Here is a 19,160-nt window from a genome sequence, read left to right on the forward strand (position 1 = left end):
GTGGCCTCAGTTCCACCACCTGCTCGACTCGCCGAGGCCCATGCCCGGCAGCGGCAGGTCGTCCGTGTAGCCGTTCAGCGGGCGCTGGACCTTCTTCAGGGTCCGGGCGTCCAGGGCGGCCGGGGCGGTGTTCGTGCCGAGGGTGCCGCCCGGGTGCCAGGTGCCCGTGACGGTGACCCACGTGTCGGCGGCGGGGGCCTGGGTGCCGTAGACGCGTACCTTCACCGTCTGGGCGTCCGCCGCGCAGCAGGAGATGATGATCCGGGTCAGGTACCAGCCGCCGCCCTTGCCCGCGGGCGTGACGATCCCCGTCATCCGCACGGTGCGGCCCTTGATGGCCTGCGTCCGGTCCTGCTGGACCCGCTGGGTGAAGTCGGTCAGCGTGATCGGCAGCGGGGAGGTCGCGGGCAGCGGGTCGAAGTGCGACTGCCGGGTGACCTCCTTGGCGGCCGCGTGGGACGCGGTGTACGCGCCGAGGGCGGGCGGGGCGTGGAGGAGCAGGCTCAGCGCGGGCAGGAGCAGCAGCCATGCGGCGCGGGGGACACCCGAGTGGTCGTGCCCGTGGTCCTCTCCGTCGGAGTCGTCCGCCCCAGGGGTCCGCCAGGACCACGCCTCCGCCGCCGCCAGCGCGAGCAGCACCACCCCCGACGCGACCAGCATCAGGTGCATGCCCGGCCGGACGTACCGCAGGTACAGGTCGGTGAGGAGCGATGCGTACAGCACGCCCGCGCCGGTGAGGGCGAGCAGGATCGCGGTCAGCGGGCGCTTCACAGCAGGACTCCCCCGATCAGGGCGGCGCACAGGACGGCGACCACCAGCGTGGCGGCGGAGAAGCGGACCGCGAAGGCCCGGCCGAACGTGCCCGTCTGGAGGGCGATCAGCTTGAGGTCGACCATGGGGCCGACGACCATGAAGGCGAGCCGTGCGACGGGCGAGAAGCCGGTGAGGGACGCGGCCACGAACGCGTCGGCCTCCGAGCAGACCGCGAGCAGCACGGCCAGCCCGGCGAGGAAGAGGACCGACAGCCAGGGCGAGCCGGAGAAGGTGTCGAGGACGGAGCGCGGGACGGTGACGTTGAAGGTGGCCGCCGCCATGGCGCCGACCACGAGGAAACCGCCCGCGTGGAGGAAGTCGTGCTGGAAGCCCTGCCGGAATTCCGTCCAGCGGCTGCGGCCCGGGCGGTGGCCGGTGTGCCGGACCGCCGGCCGCAGCCATTCCTCTCGCCCCCGCCACAGCCACAGCCAGCCCATGACGGCGGCGGCGGCGAGCGAGGCGAGGAGCCTGGCCAGGACCATCGCCGGGTTGCCGGGGAAGGCGATGGCGGTGGCGGTCAGGACGACCGGGTTCACCGCTGGGGCGGAGAGGAGGAAGGCGAACGCCGCGGCGGGTGTCACCCCGCGGCCTATCAGGCTGTTCGCGACCGGTACGGAGGCGCACTCGCAGCCGGGCAGCACGGCCCCGGCGACGGAGGCGACCGGGACGGCGAGCGCGGGGCGGTTCGGCAGCAGGCGGGTGAAGACCCGTGCGGGCACGAACGCGTTGATCGCGCCGGACAGGGCCGTGCCCAGGAGAAGGAAGGGCATAGCCTGCACGGTGACGGCCAGGCACACGGTCCGCCAGGCTTGCAGCGCCGGGCCCTCCGACCAGCGGCCGACGAGGACGATCACCGTACCGGGAAGTACGGCCGCCGCGAGGAGCAGGAGCGGCCAGAAGCGGGGCGGAGCCGGGCGGGCGTCCTCCTCGGTGGCCGCGGCTCCCGCCTCCGCCGCCTCCACCGGTCCTACTGTCCTTTGCACCCCAGCTCCCACCCCTTTGACGCCGGGTCGAACATAGCGTGGAAGCTGCACTCACAGGTCAAGCCCGTTCCAAGGGAGCTTCTCGGCCATGTCCCGTCTCTCCGACCTCCGTTTCCGCGCCACCACCGGCTTCCAGCGCCGCGTGGGCAATCCGGTGCTGCGCCGCCTCCCCTTCCAGACCGTGCTGGAGACCACCGGTCGCGTCTCCGGGCTGCCGCGGCAGACCCCGGTGGGCGGCCGCCGGGTCGGGGACTCGTTCTGGCTGGTGTCCGAGTTCGGGGAGAGGTCGCAGTACGTACGGAACATCAAGGCGAACCCGGCGGTCCGGGTCCGGATCGCGGGGCGGTGGCACACCGGCACCGCCCAGCTGCTGCCCGACGACGACCCGGTGGCCCGGCTGCGTCACCTGCCCCGGATGAACAGCGCGGCGGTGCGGGTGCTGGGGACCGGCCTGCTGACCGTACGGGTGGATCTGGGGCCGTAGAGCCGTGCGGCCCCTCACCCCGGCCAGACGATCGACTGCACCTCGCTGTACGCGTGCAGGGCGTACACCCCCACGTCCCGGCCGACGCCGCTCCTCTTGAACCCGCCGAACGGCGCCTCCATGTTGCGGCCGACCGTGTTGATCCCGACCCCGCCGGCCCGCAGCCGCCTGGCCACCCGGAACGCCCTGGCCACGTCGCCGGACCAGACGTAGTCGATCAGGCCGTAGTCGGAGTCGTTGGCGAGGGCGACCGCCTCCTCCTCGTCGTCGAAGGGGACGACCGAGACCACCGGGCCGAAGATCTCCTCGCGGACCGCCCGCATGTCGTTGGTGCAGTCGGCGAGCACGGCCGGGGAGACGTAGAAGCCGCGGTCGAGCGGCGGGCGTTCGCCGCCGGTGACCACCGTGGCGCCCTCCTTGCGGGCGAGTTCCACGTACGACTCCACGCGGTCCCGGTGTCCGGCGGAGATCACCGGGCCCACCACGGTGTCCGGTTCACCCGGCTTCCCCACCTTGAGCCGGCCCGCGTACGCGGCGAGTTGCGAGACGAGAGCGTCGTACACCGGCCGCTGCGCCAGCACGCGCGTCGGTGCCGTGCAGATCTGCCCGCTGTAGAAGGAGAAGGTGGTGCCGATCCCCGCCACCGCCGAACCGAGGTCCGCGTCCGCGAAGACGACCGCCGCGCCCTTCCCGCCCAGCTCCATCAGCTGCCGTTTCATGCCCCGCCCGCACACCTCGGCGATACGCTGCCCGACCGCCGTGGAGCCGGTGAAGCTCACCATGTCGACGTCGGGCGAGGCCACGGTCGCCTCACCGACGGCCACCTCGCGGCCGGAGACGACGTTCACCACGCCGGGTGGCGCCCCGGCCGCCTGAAGGGCCTCGGCCATGCGGTAGACGGACAGCGGGTCCTGCGGGGCGGGCTTGACCACGACCGTGTTGCCCATGGCCAGCGCCGGGGCGACCTTTCCGGCCGGGTTGGCCCACGGGTTGTTGTACGAGGTCACGCAGGTGATCACGCCCACCGGCTGGCGCACGGCCAGCGCGCCCATCACGCCGGCCTTGCCCATCGGACCCGCCTCGTTGATCTGCGGCGGGATCGCCCATTCGGCCGGTTCCACGCGGGCGTACCGGCGGAAGCGGGCCGCGGCGACCCCGACCTGCATGGCGCGGGCGGTGCCGGTGGTGGCGCCGGTCTCGGCGCGGGCCAGGTCGGCGTAAGGCGCCAGGTGGGCGCGGATGTGGTCGGCGGCCCGGGCCAGGACCGCCGCCCGTTCCTCCGGCGGGGTGCGGGACCAGGGGCCGAAGGCCTCGCGCGCCGCGGCGCAGGCCGCCCGCGCCTGCTCCCGCGTGGCCTCCGGGGCCCAGCCGACGGTCTCCTCGGTCGCCGGGTCGGTCACCGGGTAGTGGCCGGCGCCCGGCTCCACCCACGCACCGCCGATGAACAGCCGCTGGCCCTCGCTCACTTCGTGCTCACCGTCCGGGTGTCCCGCCCCGAGCGCAGCACCCGCCCGGGCACCGCCCCGGTCACCGTGTCGTCCCGGATCACCTCGGCCCCGTTGACCCAGACGGCCCGTATCCCGATGGCCTTGGCGTCCAGCCGGGGACTGTCACCCGGCAGGTCGTGCACCAGGGTGGCCTGGCCCGCGTCGATCCGTTCCGGGTCGAACAGGACGAGGTCCGCATGCCAGCCCTCCTGGATCCGGCCCCGCTCGCGCAGACCGAAGAGGCGAGCCGGGTCGTCCGTGAGCATCTTCACGGCTTGTTCGAGGCCGACCAGCTTCCGGCGGCGCAGGCAGTCGCCGAGGAACCGGGTGGTGTACGGCGCCCCGCACATGCGGTCCAGGTGCGCGCCGGCGTCGGAGCCGCCGAGCAGGACGTCCTCGTGCTGCCAGGTCTCGGCCCGCAGCGCCCAGGACGCGGGGTCGTTGTCGGTGGGCATCGGCCACAGCACCGTACGCAGGTCGTCGGCGGCGCAGATGTCGACCAGGCAGGCGAAGGGGTCCTGGCCGCGCTCCTCGGCGATGTCCCGGACGACGCGGCCGGTCAGTTGGCGGTTGGCCTCGCTGTAGGTGTCGCCGATGACGTACCGCCCGAAGTCCGCCAGCCGCCGGAAGACGCCCGCCTCCTTGGAGTCGGCGCGGCGCAGCATCTCCGCCCGGATCTCGGGGTCGCGCAGGCGTTCGATGCGTTCCGGGACGGGCAGGGCGAGGATCTCGCCCCAGCCGGGGATCAGGTTCAGCGCGCAGAAGGTGCCGAGGGACATGTTCATCGGGGTGAGGATCGGCATGGTGAGCGCCACGACCCGGCCGCCGGCCTTGCGGGCCCGCTCGCTCGCCGACAGCTGCCTGGGCACGCGCTCGGGGACCGCCGCGTCGACGGTGAGGACGTTCCAGTTCAGGGGGCGTCCGGCACTCGCGCTCATCTCGACGAACAGGTCGATCTCGGCGTCGCTGAACTGGTCGAGGCAGCCCGCGACGATCGCCTCGATCTGGGTGCCCTCGTGCTCGCCGACGGCCCGGGCGAGGGCGAGGAGTTCCTCGGGGCGGGCGTGGCGGGAGGCGACCGGTTGGCCGTCGCCGTCGGAGTGCGTGGACGACTGGGTGGTGGACAGGCCCCAGGCGCCCGCGTCCATCGCCTCGTGGAAGAGGCGGAGCATCTCCTCCAGCTGCTCCGCTGTGGGCTGCCCGCCGACCGCGTCCGGGCCCATCACGTACCGGCGGAGCGCGCAGTGCCCCACCATGAAGCCCGCGTTGACGGCGATCCGGCCCTCCAGGGCGTCCAGGTACTCCCCGAAGGTGTGCCAGTTCCAGGGCGCCCCTTCCTCCAGGGCGACCAGGGACATGCCCTCCACCTTGGACATCATCCGACGGGTGTAGTCGGCGTCCTCGGGCCGGTCCGGGTTGAGGGGGGCGAGGGTGAAGCCGCAGTTGCCGGCGGCGACCGTCGTCACGCCGTGGTTCAGGGACGGGGTCGCGTAGGGGTCCCAGAACAGCTGGGCGTCGTAGTGGGTGTGCGGGTCGACGAAGCCGGGGGCGAGGACGAGGCCATGGGCGTCCTCACTCGTCCGGGAGTCCTCGGTGATCTCGCCGACGGCGGCGATCCGGCCGTCCCGTATGCCGATGTCGGCGGTGCGGGCGGGGGCGCCCGTCCCGTCGACGACGGTCGCCCCCTTGATGACGTGGTCCAGCATTCCCCGGCCCCCTACGCCGCTTCCCGGAACCGGGTGGTCCGGTGGACCGGATCCGTGTCGATCTTCGGGATGACGTGCTCCCCGATCAGCCGGATCGTCTGGAGTGTCTCCTCCTTGGGCACCCCGACCGGCAGCCCGAAGCTGAGCTGGTCGGCGCCGGCCTGCTCCCAGCGCTTGCACTGGCGCAGCACCTCGTCGGGGTCGCCGCAGATCAACAGCTCCTCCTCGACGAGGAGTTCGACGAACTCGGGGGTGTACTCGGGCAGCGTCTCCGGCCACTGAGGGAAGCCTTCCGGGCGCGGGAAGGTGTCGTGGTAGCGGAAGACGAGGGAGGGCAGGTAGTGCAGGCCGCCGGCGGCCGCGATCCGGATGGCCTCGTCGTGCGTGGGCGCGCAGATGGCGGTGGTCGTCACCATCACGTTGTCGTTGACGAAGTCCCCGACGGGCTCGGCGTTCACGACCGCCGTCTTGTACTGCTCCAGCACCCACTCCATGTCGGAGACCTTCTGGATGCTGAAGCCCAGCACCCCGAGCCCCTTCCTCGCGGCCATGGCGTAGGAGGGCGGGGACCCGGCCGCGTACCACATGGCCGGGTGCGACTTCCCGTACGGCTTGGGGAGCACCTTCCTCGGGGGCAGCTGCCAGTGCTTGCCCTGGAAGCCCGGGTACTCGTCCTGGAGCCACATCTTCGGGAACTCCGCGATGGTCTCCTCCCAGATCTCCTTCGTGTAGTTCATGTCGGTGATGCCGGGGAGGAAGCCGAGGATCTCGTGGGAGCCGGCGCCGCGCCCGCTGCCGAACTCGAAGCGGCCCTCGCTGAGGTGGTCGAGCATGGCGACCTTCTCGGCCACCTTCACGGGGTGGTTGACCTGGGCGAGGGGGTTGAAGATGCCGGAGCCCAGGTGGATGCGGTCGGTGGCGTGGGCGAGGTAGCCGAGGAAGACGTCGTTGGCGGAGAGGTGGGAGTACTCCTCCAGGAAGTGGTGCTCGGACGCCCAGGCGTACTTGAAGCCGGACTTGTCCGCCTGGATGACGTACTCGGTCTCCTCCATCAGTGCCTTGTGCTCGGCCAGCGGGTCGGTCTCGGCTCGCTTGCCCACGTATCCCTGTACAAAGAGCCCGAATTCCAAGGCGGATCACCGTCCCTACACTTACTGACACACCGTCAGATTTCCTGCCGCCCGACTGTTGCACCGCCCGCATGCACCGTCAATAGCTGACGATGCGTCAGCTGTCTCATCAGATGACGGTCACTCCCGCCAGCCACCCGCCGTCGATCACGAACGGCTGCCCGGTGATGTACGAGGAGTCCTCGGAGGTGAGGAAGAGCGCCAGCCGGGCCACCTCGTCCGGCCTGCCGATCCGGCCCAGCGGCACGAGCTTGCGGTACAGCTCGTCCAGCGCCCGGGTGGTCTCCTCGGCGTCGGCGTCCGGGTCGAGCCGGGCCGGGTTGGACATCGGGGTGTCGATGGCGCCCGGGCAGATGGCGTTGACGCGGATCCTCCGCTGCGCCAGCTCCAGTGCGGCGACCCGGGTGAGCCCGAGGACCGCGTGCTTGGTGGCCGCGTACGTGCCGACGGCCGCCATGCCGGTCAGCGCCGTGTAGGAGGCGGTGTTGACGATCGTCCCGCCCTCGGCCATCGCGGGCGCGACCGTCTTCATGCCGAGGAAGCAGCCGACCTGGTTGACCTGCACCACCTGCATGAACTCCTCCAGCGGGGTGTCCACCAGGGCGTTGAAGCGCAGGATGCCCGCGTTGTTGACCAGCCCGTCGACCCGCCCGTACGCCTTCCGCGCGGCGGCGAGGGCGGCCTGCCAGTCCTCCTCACGGCTCACGTCCAGGTGGACGTACGGCGCCCCCAGCTCCTTGGCCAGCGCCTCCCCCTGGTCGTCCAGCACATCCGATACGACCACCCGCGCGCCCTCCGCCGCGAACAGCCGCGCCTCCTGCTCGCCCTGCCCGCGTGCCGCGCCGGTGATGATGACGACGCGTCCGTCCAGCTTGGCCATGTCTCTCCTCAGTCCAGTGCGGGGGCCACCTCGGCCCCGAAGGCGGCTATCTGATCGGTGAGTTCGGCGCGGCTGCGGCAGCGGAACCGCACCTGGATCTGGTGCACGCCCATCGCGCGGTACGCCCGGAGCGACTCGGCGACGGCCTCGGGGGCGCCGGTGAGGGTGCGGCGGCCGGTGTCCCAGGCGGGCCGGCCGACGTACAGCGGCTCGGTGATGGCACCGACGGTCAGGGGCGCCTCGATCCCGGCCCGGTCCCTCAGCTCCCGGATCCGGGCGATCTGCGCGGGCAACCGGTCCCGCGGGTCCCCCTGCGGCAGCCAGCCGTCGCCCTTGAGCGCGGCCCGGCGCACGGCGGCGGGCGAGGAGCCGCCGACCCACAGGGGGACCCGCGGCTGGGCGGGCCGGGGCCGCTGCCCGAGCCCCGCGAAGTCGTACTCCTTGCCGTGGTGCTCGGGGTACTCCTCCGGCCCCAGGGCCGCCCTGAGCGCGTCGATCGACTCGTCGAGCAGGGGGCCGCGCCGCTCGAAGTCCACGCCCAGCGCCTCGAACTCCTCCCGCACGTGCCCGGCACCCACCCCGAGGACCAGCCGGCCTCCGCTGAGGTGGTCGAGGGTGGCGTACTGCTTGGCGGCGACGAGCGGGTGCCGCAGGGCGACGACCGCGACGTGGCTGAGCAGCCGGACGCGTTCGGTGACGGCGGCGAGGTGGGCGAGGGTGGCGACGGGGTCGTACCAGACGGTGCTCATCGCGGGCGCGAGGCGGCGCGGGATGGCGACATGGTCGCAGCAGGCGATGTAGGCGAAGCCGGCGCGGTCGGCGGCGCGGGCGATCTCGACGAGGTCGGCGGGGCCGGCGGCGGCCTCCCAGGCCTCCGTGTAGAGGGTGCTCTGGGACTGGACGGGGAGCTGGATGCCGTAGGCGAGGCGCTGCTCGGGCAGGACGGGCACGGTGACCCCCTCCGCGAATGACTGACGGGTCGTCAGACGACGACCGCTGGGCACATGGTCGTAGCTGACGATCCGTCAGACAAGAGCGGGCGCAGATATGGGGGCGTCTCGCGTCAGCGCGCGAAGTCGTCCCCGAAGTCGGCGTCGGTGACGGGCGCGCCGAGGGTGGCGGGACCGAAGGAGACCGAACCGGAGGCGGTCGGCCCGGTGCCGGTGGAGCGGAACGCCCAGGCGGCGCCGTCGAAGGTGTTCTCGCCGGGGGCGCCGACGTACAGTTCGGCGCGGCCGTCGTGGTCGGTGTCGACCAGCGCGGTGTGGCTGCCGAAGAAGTCGTTCTGCTCGGCCGTGCCGGGCACACCCGCGCTGTCCTGGTTGAAGGACACGGCACCGCTGCCGGTCAGCCCGCCCCTGCCTCCGCGCAGCACGGTCACCGCGCCCGCCGACGCGACCTCGCCGATGTCCTCGTTCGGGGAGCCGACGGCGACGTCCGCGTACCCGTCGCCGTTGACGTCGGCGACGGAGACGCCCCAGCCGAAGCCGTCACCGGCCTCGGACGCGCCGGGTACGCCGGCCGTGTTCTGGTTGATGACCGTGGTGCGGGACGCGTCGGGCCCGGCGGCCGAGCCGTACACGACCCCGACCTGGCCGCCGAGGCGCGCCGGGTCCACCGCGTCCTCCTCGGAGCCGTCGAGGGGACGCCCGACGACGATGTCGGCGTACCCGTCCCTGTTCACGTCGCCGATGCCGAGACTGGCACCGCCGGGGACCTTGGTGCCGTCGGCCTTCCTCAGGGTGACCGGGTCGCCCGGTCCGGCCCCGGTGCCGTGCAGATAGACGACGCGGTGGCCGACGGGCTCACCGTCCTCGCCGTAGTCGTGGATGAGCGCGACCAGATCGGTGACGCCGTCGTGGTCGACGTCCCCGGCGGCGAGGTCGTCCGTGGCGTAGTCGGAGTCGAAGGAGAGGCCGGCGGAGTGGGTCGCGCCGGCGGTGCGGCTGAACGGGCCGACGAGCAGCCGGGTGGCCGTGGCGACATCCAGGTGACCGTCGCCGTTGTAGTCACCGACGGCGATGTACTGGGCGTTGACCCGGTCGCCCGCGACGCCCGTGGCCACCGCCTTCCCGCCGGACAGACCCTGCCTCCCGCCCCAGACGACGGTCAGCGTGCCCGCGTTCTGCACGGAGCCGACGTCCTCACCGCCGGCGCCGACGACCAGGTCCGCGTACCCGTCGCCGTCCAGGTCACCGAGGGCCAGGCCGGAGCCGAAGTAGTCGTCGGCCTCGGCGGAGCCGGGTATGCCCGCCGTGTCCTGGCTGATGATCTGCCGGTGCTTGGTGTCCAGCCCCTTCGCGGAGCCGTACACGACGCTCACGTACCCCGCGCGGGCGTGCCCGCCGACCTTGCCCGAGGAGGCGGCGACGGCGAGGTCCGCGTACCCGTCGCCGTTGAAGTCGGCGCGCACGCTCCGCACCCCGGCGCCCTGCGTGCCGGCCGCGTGCGCGCTCACCGGTCCGACGACGGCCCCGGCGACGGCCAGAGCGGCCACGAGCCCGAGACGGGGACGAAACCTGCGCTTGCCCATATGGAACCCAACTCCCGTTTCACTGAGGTCAGCTGACTGGCGAAGGGAGTCAAGATCCCCAAGCCGTCACCGAGTACGACACCCCTGGCGACGGCGAGGTTGCACTGGAGGACGACCGCAATTCCCCACCCGTTAACCAGCACCCCCCGCACCGCTCCCGGGCCACAGGCCGTCCTCCGTCAACCCCAGCAGCTCGATCGCGTTCCGCCGTACGATCCGCTCCACCACGTCGGCGGCCAGGTGCCCCATCTGTGCCTCGCCGACCTCGCGGGACTTCGGCCAGGTGGAGTCGGAGTGGGGATAGTCGGTCTCGTAGAGCACATTGCCGAGGCCGATGGAGTCCAGGTTCCTGAGCCCGAAGGCGTCGTCGAAGAAGCAGCCGTAGACGTGCTCGGCGAAGAGCTCGGAGGGCGGCCGGTGCACCTTGTCGGCGACGCCGCCCCACCCCCGGTTCTCCTCCCACACGACGTCGGCCCGCTCAAGGATGTACGGAATCCACCCGATCTGCCCCTCCGCGTACATCACCTTCAGGTTCGGGAACCGCTCGAACTTGCCGCTCATCAGCCAGTCGACCATGGAGAAGCAGCAGTTGGCGAAGGTGATCGTGGAGCCGACGGCGGGCGGGGCGTCGGCGGAGGTGGAGGGCATGCGGCTGCTGGAGCCGATGTGCATGGCGACGACCGTGCCGGTCTCGTCGCAGGCGGCGAGGAAGGGGTCCCAGGCGTCGGTGTGGACGGAGGGCAGGCCGAGGTGCGGGGGTATCTCGGAGAAGGCGACGGCCCGGACACCGCGGGCCGCGTTCCGCCGGACCTCGGCGGCGGCCAGCTCGGCGTCCCACAGGGGAATGAGGGTGAGCGGGACGAGCCGCCCGCGCGCCTCGGGCCCGCACCACTCCTCCACCATCCAGTCGTTGTAGGCCTCCACGCACAGCAGCCCCAGCTCACGATCCTCGGCCTCGGTGAAGGTCTGCCCGCAGAAGCGCGGGAAGGTGGGGAAGCACAGGGCCGACTGCACATGGTTGACGTCCATGTCGGCGAGACGGGCGGGCACGTCGTACGAGCCCGGCCGCATCTGCTCGTACGTGATGATCTCGAGCTTGATCTCGTCCCTGCTGTAGCCGACGGCGGTGTCGAGGCGGGTGAGGGGCCGGTGCAGATCCTCGTACACCCACCAGTCGCCGACCGGCCCCTCGCCGCCCGGTTCACCCATGACGGGCTTGAACCGGCCACCGAGGAAGGTCATCTCCTTCAGCGGGGCACGGACGATACGCGGCCCTATGTCCCGGTATTTAACGGGAAGTCGGTCCTGCCAGACGTGCGCGGGCTCCACAGTGTGGTCGTCGACGGAGATGATCCGCGGGAAGTCACCGGGGGCGTCAGGGGCATCGGAGGCGTCGGTCCGGGCGTCGTGGGTGTCCATGACGCCCACGTTAGCGCTCATCTGACGGACCGTCAGCAATCGCGGACGCCGGTCTCCGATGACGGGGTCTGTGCGGACTTGTGCGAAGAGCATGTGAGGGGGTTGTGGACTCCCGTGAGTCGGCCTGTGATCGGCGTCTCCCACGGCTGACGCATCCGCCCTGAACAAGGCAAACTGACGGAGTTGTTCGGGATGCCTAGGGGGACCAACGCATGGACGGTGTACCGCGAGTACCGGAGCAGCGGCGCCCCGGCTCCTCCTCCGGGGAGCCGGCGGCACTGCGCTTCAGCGTGCTCGGTCCGGTGCGCGCCTGGCACGGCGACGAGCCGCTCAGCACCGGCTCCCCCCAGCAGCGCGCCCTGCTCGCCGCCCTGCTGCTGCGCGAGGGCCGCACGGCGACCGCCGCGGAACTGATCGACGCGCTGTGGGGCCCCGAGCCCCCCTCGCAGGCCCTGGCGGCGGTCCGCACCTACGCCTCACGACTCCGCAAGATCCTGGACCCCGGGGTCCTGGTCAGCGAGTCCGGCGGCTACGCGGTGCGCTCCCTCGGCGAGGGCGCGCTGGACCTCGCGGTCGCACAGGACCTGGCGGCGGAGGCGGAGAAGTCGCGCGGCGCCGGGGACCTGTGCCATGCGCGGGAGGTACTGAACCGGGCGCTGGCGCTGTGGGACGGTGAAGCCCTGGCGGGCGTACCGGGCCCGTACGCGGACGCGCAGCGGGTCCGCCTGGAGGAATGGCGCCTCCAACTCCTCGAAACCCGCCTCGACATGGACCTGGAGCAGGGCTGCCACGCGGAGGCTGTGTCCGAGCTGACGGCCCTGACGGCGGCGCATCCGTTGCGTGAACGTCTGCGCGAGCTGCTCATGCTGGCGCTCTACCGCAGCGGCCGCCAGGCGGAGGCACTGGCGGTGTACGCGGACACGCGGCGCCTGCTGGCGGAGGAGCTGGGCGTCGACCCACGCCCCGGCCTCAAGGAGCTCCAGCAGAAGATCCTCCAGGCCGACCCGGCCCTCGCCGAGCCCTCGGCTCCGGTGGCGGAACCCGCGGTGGTACCGGTACGCCCGGCCCAGCTTCCCGCAACCGTCCCGGACTTCACGGGCCGCGCCGCCTTCGTGGGTGAGCTCAGCGAGGTGCTGGCATCGGCGTCCGAGCCCGAGGGCGGCGGTGGCGGCCGGGTGATGGCGGTGTCGGCGCTGGCGGGGATCGGGGGCGTGGGCAAGACGACACTCGCGGTCCACGTGGCCCACCAGGCGCGGGCGGCATTTCCGGACGGCCAGCTGTACGTCGACCTCCAGGGCGCGGGCGCGAGGGCGGCGGAGCCGGAGACGGTACTGGGCTCGTTCCTGCGGGCACTGGGCACGGCGGACTCGGCGATCCCGGACTCCCTGGAGGAGCGGGCGGCGCTCTACCGCTCCGTCCTCGACGGCCGGCGGGTCCTCGTACTCCTGGACAACGCGAGGGACGCGGCCCAGGTGAGGCCGCTGCTGCCGGGCACGGAGGGCTGCGCGGCGCTGGTGACGTCACGGGTCCGGATGGTGGACCTGGCGGGCGCGCACCTCGTCGACCTGGACGTCATGTCCCCCGACGAGGCGCTCGCCCTCTTCACGAAGATCGTGGGCGACGAGCGGGTGGCATCGGAGCGGGAGGCCGCGCTGGACGTGGTGGCGGCGTGCGGTTTCCTACCGCTGGCCATCCGGATCGCGGCCTCGCGCCTGGCGGCCCGGCGTACTTGGACGGTGTCCGTACTGGCGGCGAAGCTCGCGGACGAGCGGCGACGGCTGGACGAGCTCCAGGCGGGGGACCTCGCGGTCAAGGCGACCTTCGAGCTCGGCTACGGCGCCCTGGAACCGGCCCAGGCCCGGGCGTTCCGGCTCCTCGGCCTGGCGGACGGACCGGACATCTCCCTGGCGGCGGCCGCGGCGGTACTGGACCTGCCCGCGGAAGACGCCGAGGACCTGCTGGAGGCCCTGGTCGACACGTCCCTGCTGGAATCAGCGGCACCCGGCCGCTACCGCTTCCACGACCTGGTCCGACTCTACGCGCGTGCCTGCGCGGAGAGGGACGAGCAACCGCCGAGCGAGCGGGATGCGGCGATGTCGCGGTTGCTGGACTTCTACCTGGCCACTGCGGCGGGGGTTTACGCGATCGAGCGGCCGGGGGACCGGCTGGTGGACCACCTCGAGCCCACCCGGCACCCGGGCCTGACCTTCGCCGACTCCAAGGCCGCGGTGGACTGGTTGTACGCGGAAGGCGACTGCCTCCTGGCCTGCGTCCGGCAGAGCGCAGGCCAGGGCATGCTGCGGCGTGCGGTGGACCTGCTGTGGGTCGCCAAGGACCTCACGGAATCCGGGGCGAACTCCCACCGGTACGAAAGCACCGCCGTGGCCTTGCGGGACATGGCCCAGGAGATGGGCGACAGCCGTGCCGAAGGGCGCGCGCGTACCGCGTTGACCAATGCCCTGCTGGTATCCGACAAGTTCACACAGGCCGATGAGGAGGCACGCCTGGCGATCCTGCTCGCTCAGGAGTCAGGAGACCTCGCGCCCTGCTGCTGGGCTCCCAACGACCGGGGAATCATCGCCCTCTACCAAGGGCGCAACGACGACGGGGAGAGGCACCTCCAAGAGGCGATAGCCAATTACCGCGCGGACGGAAACCTGCCCGGCGAGGCCAGCGCGCTGTGCAATCTCTCCCGCATCCACGTCAAACTCGGGCGGCTGACCAGCGCGGTCGAGCTGGCAAGGCGAGGGCTCGCCATCTACGACCAGCTCGGGCTGACCGTCCGTGTCGCCAACGCCCGCCTTGCCCTCGGGATCGCGCTCAGCGCCGCCGATCGTGGCCCGGAGGCTCTGGAGCAACTCCACGAAGCGCTCAGGCTGTTCCAGGAGAACCGGCAGCGCCTTTGGGAGGGCACGGCCAACTTCCGTATCGCCGAGACCCATCTCGTCGCCGCGCACCACGCCCAGGCGGCACGCCACGCCGAGCAGGCACTTGCCCTCCAGGTCATCGGAGGTGATTGGATGCGGGCCAACGTACTGACGACGCTCGGCCAGGCCCTCAACCAGCTCGGGCAGACCGACCGGGCGAGGGCCTGCTGGAGCGAGGCCCTCACCATCCACGAGCAGTTCGGCGCCGCCGAGGCGGAGCATGTGAAGGCGCTCCTGAGGCCGACCGCCGCCGCATGATGGTTGCCTGACACGACGTTCATTGTTTGTTTATCGCCGATCGCCATTCTCATACATGCCGGTCCGTCGCGTCGGGGGGCAGACGGCACGGCACTTGGCCCCACCGTTAGGGTGAGCGGCCTTGACGCCCGCCCGGAGGCCCTCGGGGGAGTCGCCGGGCGGGCGGATCGCCCCAAAAAGAGCTCGACAGAAAGTTGCCGACGATGAGCGACACCTCGAAGCAGCACAAGATCACCACGCTGGAGAACCACGCCGGCAGCCCGTCCGACGGCTCCACGGTCGAGCCCCTGGAGAACCACGCGGGCAGCACCACCCAGAGCGAAACCATCAAGCCGCTCGAGAACCACGCCGGCGTCGTGGAAGAGGGCATCGCGAAGACCCTCGAGAACCACGCCGGCTCCGAGAAGGCGTAAGGCTCTCGCACACGACGGGGGATCGGCCGCGGCGGCGCGGAGGGGATGCCGCCGCGGCCGAGGCGTGCAGCGCCACGCCTCACGACTGGGGCCGAGGTCAAGCTCGGCCCCAGCGTCATGTACCCAGTCATGTACCCAGCGTCATGTACCCAGTGGCATCGAACCACCCATCGGACCGCCCAGCTCGCACCACACGGTCTTGCCGGCGCTCCCCTGCTCCACCCCCCACCGCGACGCCACCGCATCGAGCAGAGCGAGGCCACGCCCCTCCTCCTCGTCGTCCGCCGCCCGCACGAGCACCGGCAGGGCTCGCGCGTCTGGGTCGGTGACCTCCACGCGCACACTGCCGCCATCGTCCGTGCGAGCCACTCGTACGCGGACCGGAGTGCCCTCCCCCACGTGCCGGATGACGTTGGCGACGAGTTCGGTGACGCAGAGCTGGACATCGCCGCAGGGCACGTCCAGGTGACGGCGTACCGTGCGGCGCAAGCCCGCCATCGCCTCGGGTACGGCCAGCAGCTCAAGGTCCAGCGGCGGCGGACCCGGCATCCGGCCGTCACCTCGCAACACCGCCGCCAGCCTGTACGCGGTCGCGACATTGCAGTTGCCGAGCGCGACGAGCTCCGCCGGAGGCCGGTACTCCGCCGCGAAGCTCGGCAGGTCCACCCGAAGGGAAGGCAACGTGATGCCATGGCCGGCGAGGGCGTCGCGCAACTCCTCCACGCAGAGGGTCGAGTCATAGACGCCGGAACTGGGAGTGGGGGGTTGCGAAGGCATGGTCACTTACACCTTCCAGTGCACTCTGTGACGGAACAGTCACACCATGGCGTCGAGTCGCGTAGCGTTGAAGCCGTTTCGGCTGCGCAAACGCATCTGGCAAACGGCGGTGATGAGTTGTGCCCCCACGCAAGGACCCCGACGCGTCCGCGAACGTCCCCTCCTTCTACGGCGCCGAATTGCGCTACCAGCGCGAACTGGCCGGCCTCACGCTCGAACAACTGGCGGAGGGGAGCTTCCGAGGCGTCCCGTTCCTGAGTCAGATCGAGCGCGGTGAGCGACGCATGCCGGTGGATCTGGCCCGGCACGTCGACAAGGTGCTGAAGACCGACGGCTTTTTCGAGCGCCGCTGTGAAGACGCCCGGAGGGCACGGCAGTCGGGGCATGCGGAGTACTTCGCGGATGTGGCGGAGATGGAGCGGCACGCCGAGACCATCGAGGACTGGGCGCCGATGTTGGTGCCGGGCCTGCTGCAAACCCAGGCGTACGCTGAGGCCGTCGTTCACACGTCCCTGCCGTGGCTTCCGCCCGAGACGGTCGGCAGGCAGGTCCAGGCCCGACTGAAGCGCGCGGAGATCTGGAGACGCGAAGAGCGCCCGGCGTTCTGGGCGGTTCTGCACGAGTCCCTGATCCGCAAACCCCTGCTGCATCCGGCGGAGATGGCGGCACAGCTGGAGCGCATCGCCCACGTGATCCGCTCCACGCAAGGCGTTCTGCAGATCCTCCCGGAAACGGCGCACACCCACCCGTTCATGATGGGCATGATGAGGATCATGACCTTCCCGGACGCTCCGCCGGTGGCCTACACCGAAGGGCTCCACAATGGCCAACTCATCGACTTTCCAGCGCTCGTGAAGGACTACCGCAGGTCGTACGATCTGCTCAGGGCCGCCGCACTCCCGCCAGAGGCGTCCCTGGACCTGGTCGAACGAGCGGCAGAGGACTACCGAAATGGCAAGCACCAGGATTGACCTGAGCACTGCCCTGTGGCGCAAGAGCAGCTACAGCAACGGCAGCGGCGGCGAATGCGTAGAGGTTGCCACCGCCCACCCCGACCTCGTCCCCGTCCGCGACTCGAAGACAGCCGAGACCGGCCCCGTACTCCTCTTCCGCCCGCCCGCCTGGGCCACCTTCCTCGGCTCCCTGAAGGACTGACCCCGCCGGTTATCCACAGGCCAAGCGGCAGGCTGGGGATTCTGCGATCTTGGCCGGGTGGAGCGGAGGGACTTACGGAAGCTGGCGGTGGGAGGAATCCTCCTCACCTCGCGGGCCGTCGCGGCCGGCTGGTCCCGGCCGAGCCTCGCGCGTGCGCTGCAGACCGGGGGCTGGACCCGGATCCGGTACGGCGCCTGGGCGGAGCCGGGCCGCACCCCGGACCTGGTGACTCAGCTCCGGGCGGTGCAGTTGCTCGAGCCCCGGCTGATCGTGAGCCACCGCTCGGCAGCCGCCTTATGGCGCGTCGAAACGCTGACCGGCGCCTCGAAGGCACCCCTGGAATTCATCGACCCGCAGCTGACGCTCCGCCGTGCGGGCAGCGGCGTCCGCGCTTACCGGATGCCGCTCGCCGCCGTGGACGTGGCGGAACGACAGGCGCTACGGCTGACAACCCCGCTCCGCACCCTCACCGACCTGCTCCGCCAAGGGCCGAGGGACGAAGCGGTCGTCGCGCTGGACTCGGCTTTCTCCTACCGCGACATCGGCCGACTCCACCGTGCCCCGCTCACCAGACCCGAAACGATCGCCGCCGCGCTCGCGACCACCGACCGTGGTTCGACGAACAGAGCGCTGCACTGGCTGCGGCTGGCCGATCCCCTCGCCGGGTCCCCTGCCGAAACCATCGCCCGACTGCGCATGCACGACGCCGGCCTCCACCCCGAGAGCCAGGCGGAGTTGCGCACTCCGGACGGCCGACGCCGCTACCTCGACTTCCTCTTCCGGAGGGAGGGGCTCGGAGTAGAGATCGAGGGATACGCCTACCACGGCACCCGCGACTCCCACCGCCGGGACATCCTCCGCTACAACCAACTGATCCAATGCCCGCAAATCCGCAGCCTCCTCCGCTTCAGCGCGGAGGTCGTCTTCCACCGGCCTGCCTACATGGTGGAGGAAATCCGCAGTGCCCTTGCCGCACTGACCGCCCATTGACAGTGACCGTGGGGGCCGCCCGCTTCTTTTGCAGTGTCGTGCTTCCGCGACCCGAGTAAAGGGCGCTGCGTTCCGCTTCGCTGCACTCCGCGTCGCCTGCGGCGATCGGCCTGGCGGCCGACCCTTGACTCGGCTCGCTCCAGCACGGGGGAGAAGCGAGCGGGCAGCCCGGGGAAAGCGGGGGCCTAGGTCGGTGTTCCCTTCCGTCGGCTGGGCTGTGGGGCGGGGTTGGGGGGCGCGGTGGCGCCTCGCCTGCACGCCGGGTGGGTTCGGCGGCGATCGGTGGGTGGGTGGGTCGCTGGGGGCGCGCCGGGCGGGCTTGGCGGCGATCGGTGGGTGGGTGGCTGGGGACGGGCTGCGGACACGCCGGGCGGGCTTCGCGGCTTACGGTCAGTGGGTGGGGCGGGGTCGGGGTGGGCTTGGGCGGCGATCGGTGGCTGAGGACTGGCGACTGGCGACTGGCGACTGGCGACTGGCGACTGGCGACTGGCGACTGAATCCAAAACGGCCTAAATGGGGTGCTGGGATGGGGTTGCGACTACGAGTGGAAGGAATGTCTCACCCCTCAAGCCCACCGGCCTGCCACTACTCCCTCCACCCCCGGTACATTCCTTCCACTCACCGAACGGGCGGGGCTGATGAGGCCTTTGTGACTCGCGGGAGCGGCGCGAGGCGCCAAGGCCCATGACGGCCCAGGCCCACGGCGGCCCACCCCACACAGCGCCCCAGGTCCCGCCGCGCAATCCCCACTGAGCCCACCCGGCGTACCCGCGCCCCCCAACCCGCGCCCACCCACCGACCGCCGGCCCACCACACCGACCGCCAGCCCCACTCCCCAACCGCCAGCCCACCACCCCGACCGCCAGCCCCATTGCCCAACCGCCGGCCCACAACACCAGCCGCCGGCCCACCACCCCGACCGCCGGCCCCACTCACCGACCGCCGGCCGCCAAGCCCACCCAGCGCACACCCCCACCACCCACCCACCGCAAGCCGCCGAACCCACCCGGCGTGCAAGCGAGGCGCCACCGCACACCCCAACCCACCCACCCACCCACCCACCCACCGATCGCCGCTAAGCCGTCCCGGCGTGCAGGCGAGGCGCGACCGCGCCCCCCAACCCCGCCCCGCAGCCCAGTCGGCGGAAGGGAACACCGACCTCGGCCCCCGCTTTCCTCGGGCTGCCCGCTCGCTTCTTCCACGGG

General features: G+C 71.7%; 16 protein-coding genes. 6 read left to right on the top strand and 10 right to left on the bottom strand.

The window, feature by feature from the left end:
* Positions 1-6: 6 nt before the first annotated feature.
* Together ACFY01_RS32770 and ACFY01_RS32775 are read right to left on the bottom strand one after the other, a co-directional pair.
* Positions 7-771 carry a TIGR03943 family putative permease subunit gene (locus tag ACFY01_RS32770; protein ID WP_390739385.1) on the bottom strand — a complete coding sequence of 255 codons (765 nt, stop codon included), beginning with the start codon at positions 769-771 and terminating at the stop codon, positions 7-9.
* Complete coding sequence (locus ACFY01_RS32775) at positions 768-1,775, bottom strand: permease (RefSeq protein ID WP_390739557.1); 1,008 nt, start codon at positions 1,773-1,775, stop codon at positions 768-770. The genes ACFY01_RS32770 and ACFY01_RS32775 overlap by 4 nt, the downstream gene beginning before the upstream one ends.
* Positions 1,776-1,884: 109 nt before the next feature.
* Between ACFY01_RS32775 and ACFY01_RS32780 the strand changes: the two genes are divergently transcribed.
* The gene (locus ACFY01_RS32780) at positions 1,885-2,280 is read left to right on the top strand and encodes a nitroreductase/quinone reductase family protein (RefSeq protein ID WP_390739386.1); all 396 of its coding nucleotides are present in this window, start codon (positions 1,885-1,887) and stop codon (positions 2,278-2,280) included.
* 14 nt (positions 2,281-2,294) lie between these two features.
* On the opposite strand, the gene ACFY01_RS32785 is transcribed toward ACFY01_RS32780, so the two are convergent.
* The 7 genes from ACFY01_RS32785 to ACFY01_RS32815 form a co-directional block, all read right to left on the bottom strand.
* Positions 2,295-3,746 carry an aldehyde dehydrogenase family protein gene (locus ACFY01_RS32785; protein ID WP_390739387.1) on the bottom strand — a complete coding sequence of 484 codons (1,452 nt, stop codon included), beginning with the start codon at positions 3,744-3,746 and terminating at the stop codon, positions 2,295-2,297.
* Positions 3,743-5,473 (bottom strand): amidohydrolase family protein, encoded by a 1,731-nt coding sequence (locus tag ACFY01_RS32790; protein ID WP_390739388.1) that lies wholly within the window; start codon positions 5,471-5,473, stop codon positions 3,743-3,745. Before ACFY01_RS32790 ends, ACFY01_RS32785 begins: the two co-directional genes overlap by 4 nt.
* 11 nt (positions 5,474-5,484) lie before the next feature.
* Positions 5,485-6,603: an LLM class flavin-dependent oxidoreductase gene (locus ACFY01_RS32795; protein ID WP_390739389.1), complete on the bottom strand. Its 1,119-nt coding sequence runs from the start codon at positions 6,601-6,603 to the stop codon at positions 5,485-5,487.
* A gap of 109 nt (positions 6,604-6,712) precedes the next feature.
* Positions 6,713-7,483, bottom strand: a complete 771-nt coding sequence (locus ACFY01_RS32800; protein WP_390739390.1) for an SDR family NAD(P)-dependent oxidoreductase — start codon at positions 7,481-7,483, stop codon at positions 6,713-6,715.
* Between the two features lie 8 nt (positions 7,484-7,491).
* Positions 7,492-8,433 (bottom strand): LLM class F420-dependent oxidoreductase, encoded by a 942-nt coding sequence (locus tag ACFY01_RS32805; protein ID WP_390739391.1) that lies wholly within the window; start codon positions 8,431-8,433, stop codon positions 7,492-7,494.
* 113 nt (positions 8,434-8,546) lie between these two features.
* Positions 8,547-9,980, bottom strand: coding sequence for an FG-GAP and VCBS repeat-containing protein (locus tag ACFY01_RS32810; RefSeq protein WP_390739392.1), 1,434 nt, complete (start codon positions 9,978-9,980; stop codon positions 8,547-8,549).
* A 168-nt stretch (positions 9,981-10,148) separates the two neighbouring features.
* Complete coding sequence (locus ACFY01_RS32815; protein WP_390739558.1) at positions 10,149-11,435, bottom strand: amidohydrolase family protein; 1,287 nt, start codon at positions 11,433-11,435, stop codon at positions 10,149-10,151.
* A 212-nt stretch (positions 11,436-11,647) separates the two neighbouring features.
* Here ACFY01_RS32815 and ACFY01_RS32820 point away from each other — a divergent pair, with 212 nt between their 5' ends.
* Both ACFY01_RS32820 and ACFY01_RS32825 read left to right on the top strand, forming a co-directional pair.
* Complete coding sequence (locus ACFY01_RS32820; protein ID WP_390739393.1) at positions 11,648-14,620, top strand: BTAD domain-containing putative transcriptional regulator; 2,973 nt, start codon at positions 11,648-11,650, stop codon at positions 14,618-14,620.
* Between the two features lie 203 nt (positions 14,621-14,823).
* Positions 14,824-15,033 (top strand): hypothetical protein, encoded by a 210-nt coding sequence (locus ACFY01_RS32825; protein ID WP_390739394.1) that lies wholly within the window; start codon positions 14,824-14,826, stop codon positions 15,031-15,033.
* Between the two features lie 141 nt (positions 15,034-15,174).
* Here ACFY01_RS32825 and ACFY01_RS32830 read toward each other — a convergent pair whose 3' ends face one another.
* Positions 15,175-15,810 (bottom strand): ATP-binding protein, encoded by a 636-nt coding sequence (locus ACFY01_RS32830; RefSeq protein ID WP_390739395.1) that lies wholly within the window; start codon positions 15,808-15,810, stop codon positions 15,175-15,177.
* Between the two features lie 119 nt (positions 15,811-15,929).
* On the opposite strand from ACFY01_RS32830, the gene ACFY01_RS32835 reads away from it, so the two are divergent.
* From ACFY01_RS32835 to ACFY01_RS32845, 3 genes are all read left to right on the top strand, one after another.
* Entirely contained in the window at positions 15,930-16,781 is an 852-nt protein-coding gene (locus ACFY01_RS32835) for a helix-turn-helix domain-containing protein (protein WP_390739396.1), read from the top strand.
* Positions 16,762-16,965 carry a DUF397 domain-containing protein gene (locus ACFY01_RS32840; protein WP_390739397.1) on the top strand — a complete coding sequence of 68 codons (204 nt, stop codon included), beginning with the start codon at positions 16,762-16,764 and terminating at the stop codon, positions 16,963-16,965. The genes ACFY01_RS32835 and ACFY01_RS32840 overlap by 20 nt, the downstream gene beginning before the upstream one ends.
* A gap of 87 nt (positions 16,966-17,052) precedes the next feature.
* Entirely contained in the window at positions 17,053-17,955 is a 903-nt protein-coding gene (locus ACFY01_RS32845; RefSeq protein ID WP_390739398.1) for a hypothetical protein, read from the top strand.
* Positions 17,956-19,160 lie beyond the last annotated feature (1,205 nt).

It is taken from the genome of Streptomyces sp. NPDC001480 (assembly GCF_042894725.1).
Classification (GTDB): Bacteria; Actinomycetota; Actinomycetes; order Streptomycetales; family Streptomycetaceae; genus Streptomyces.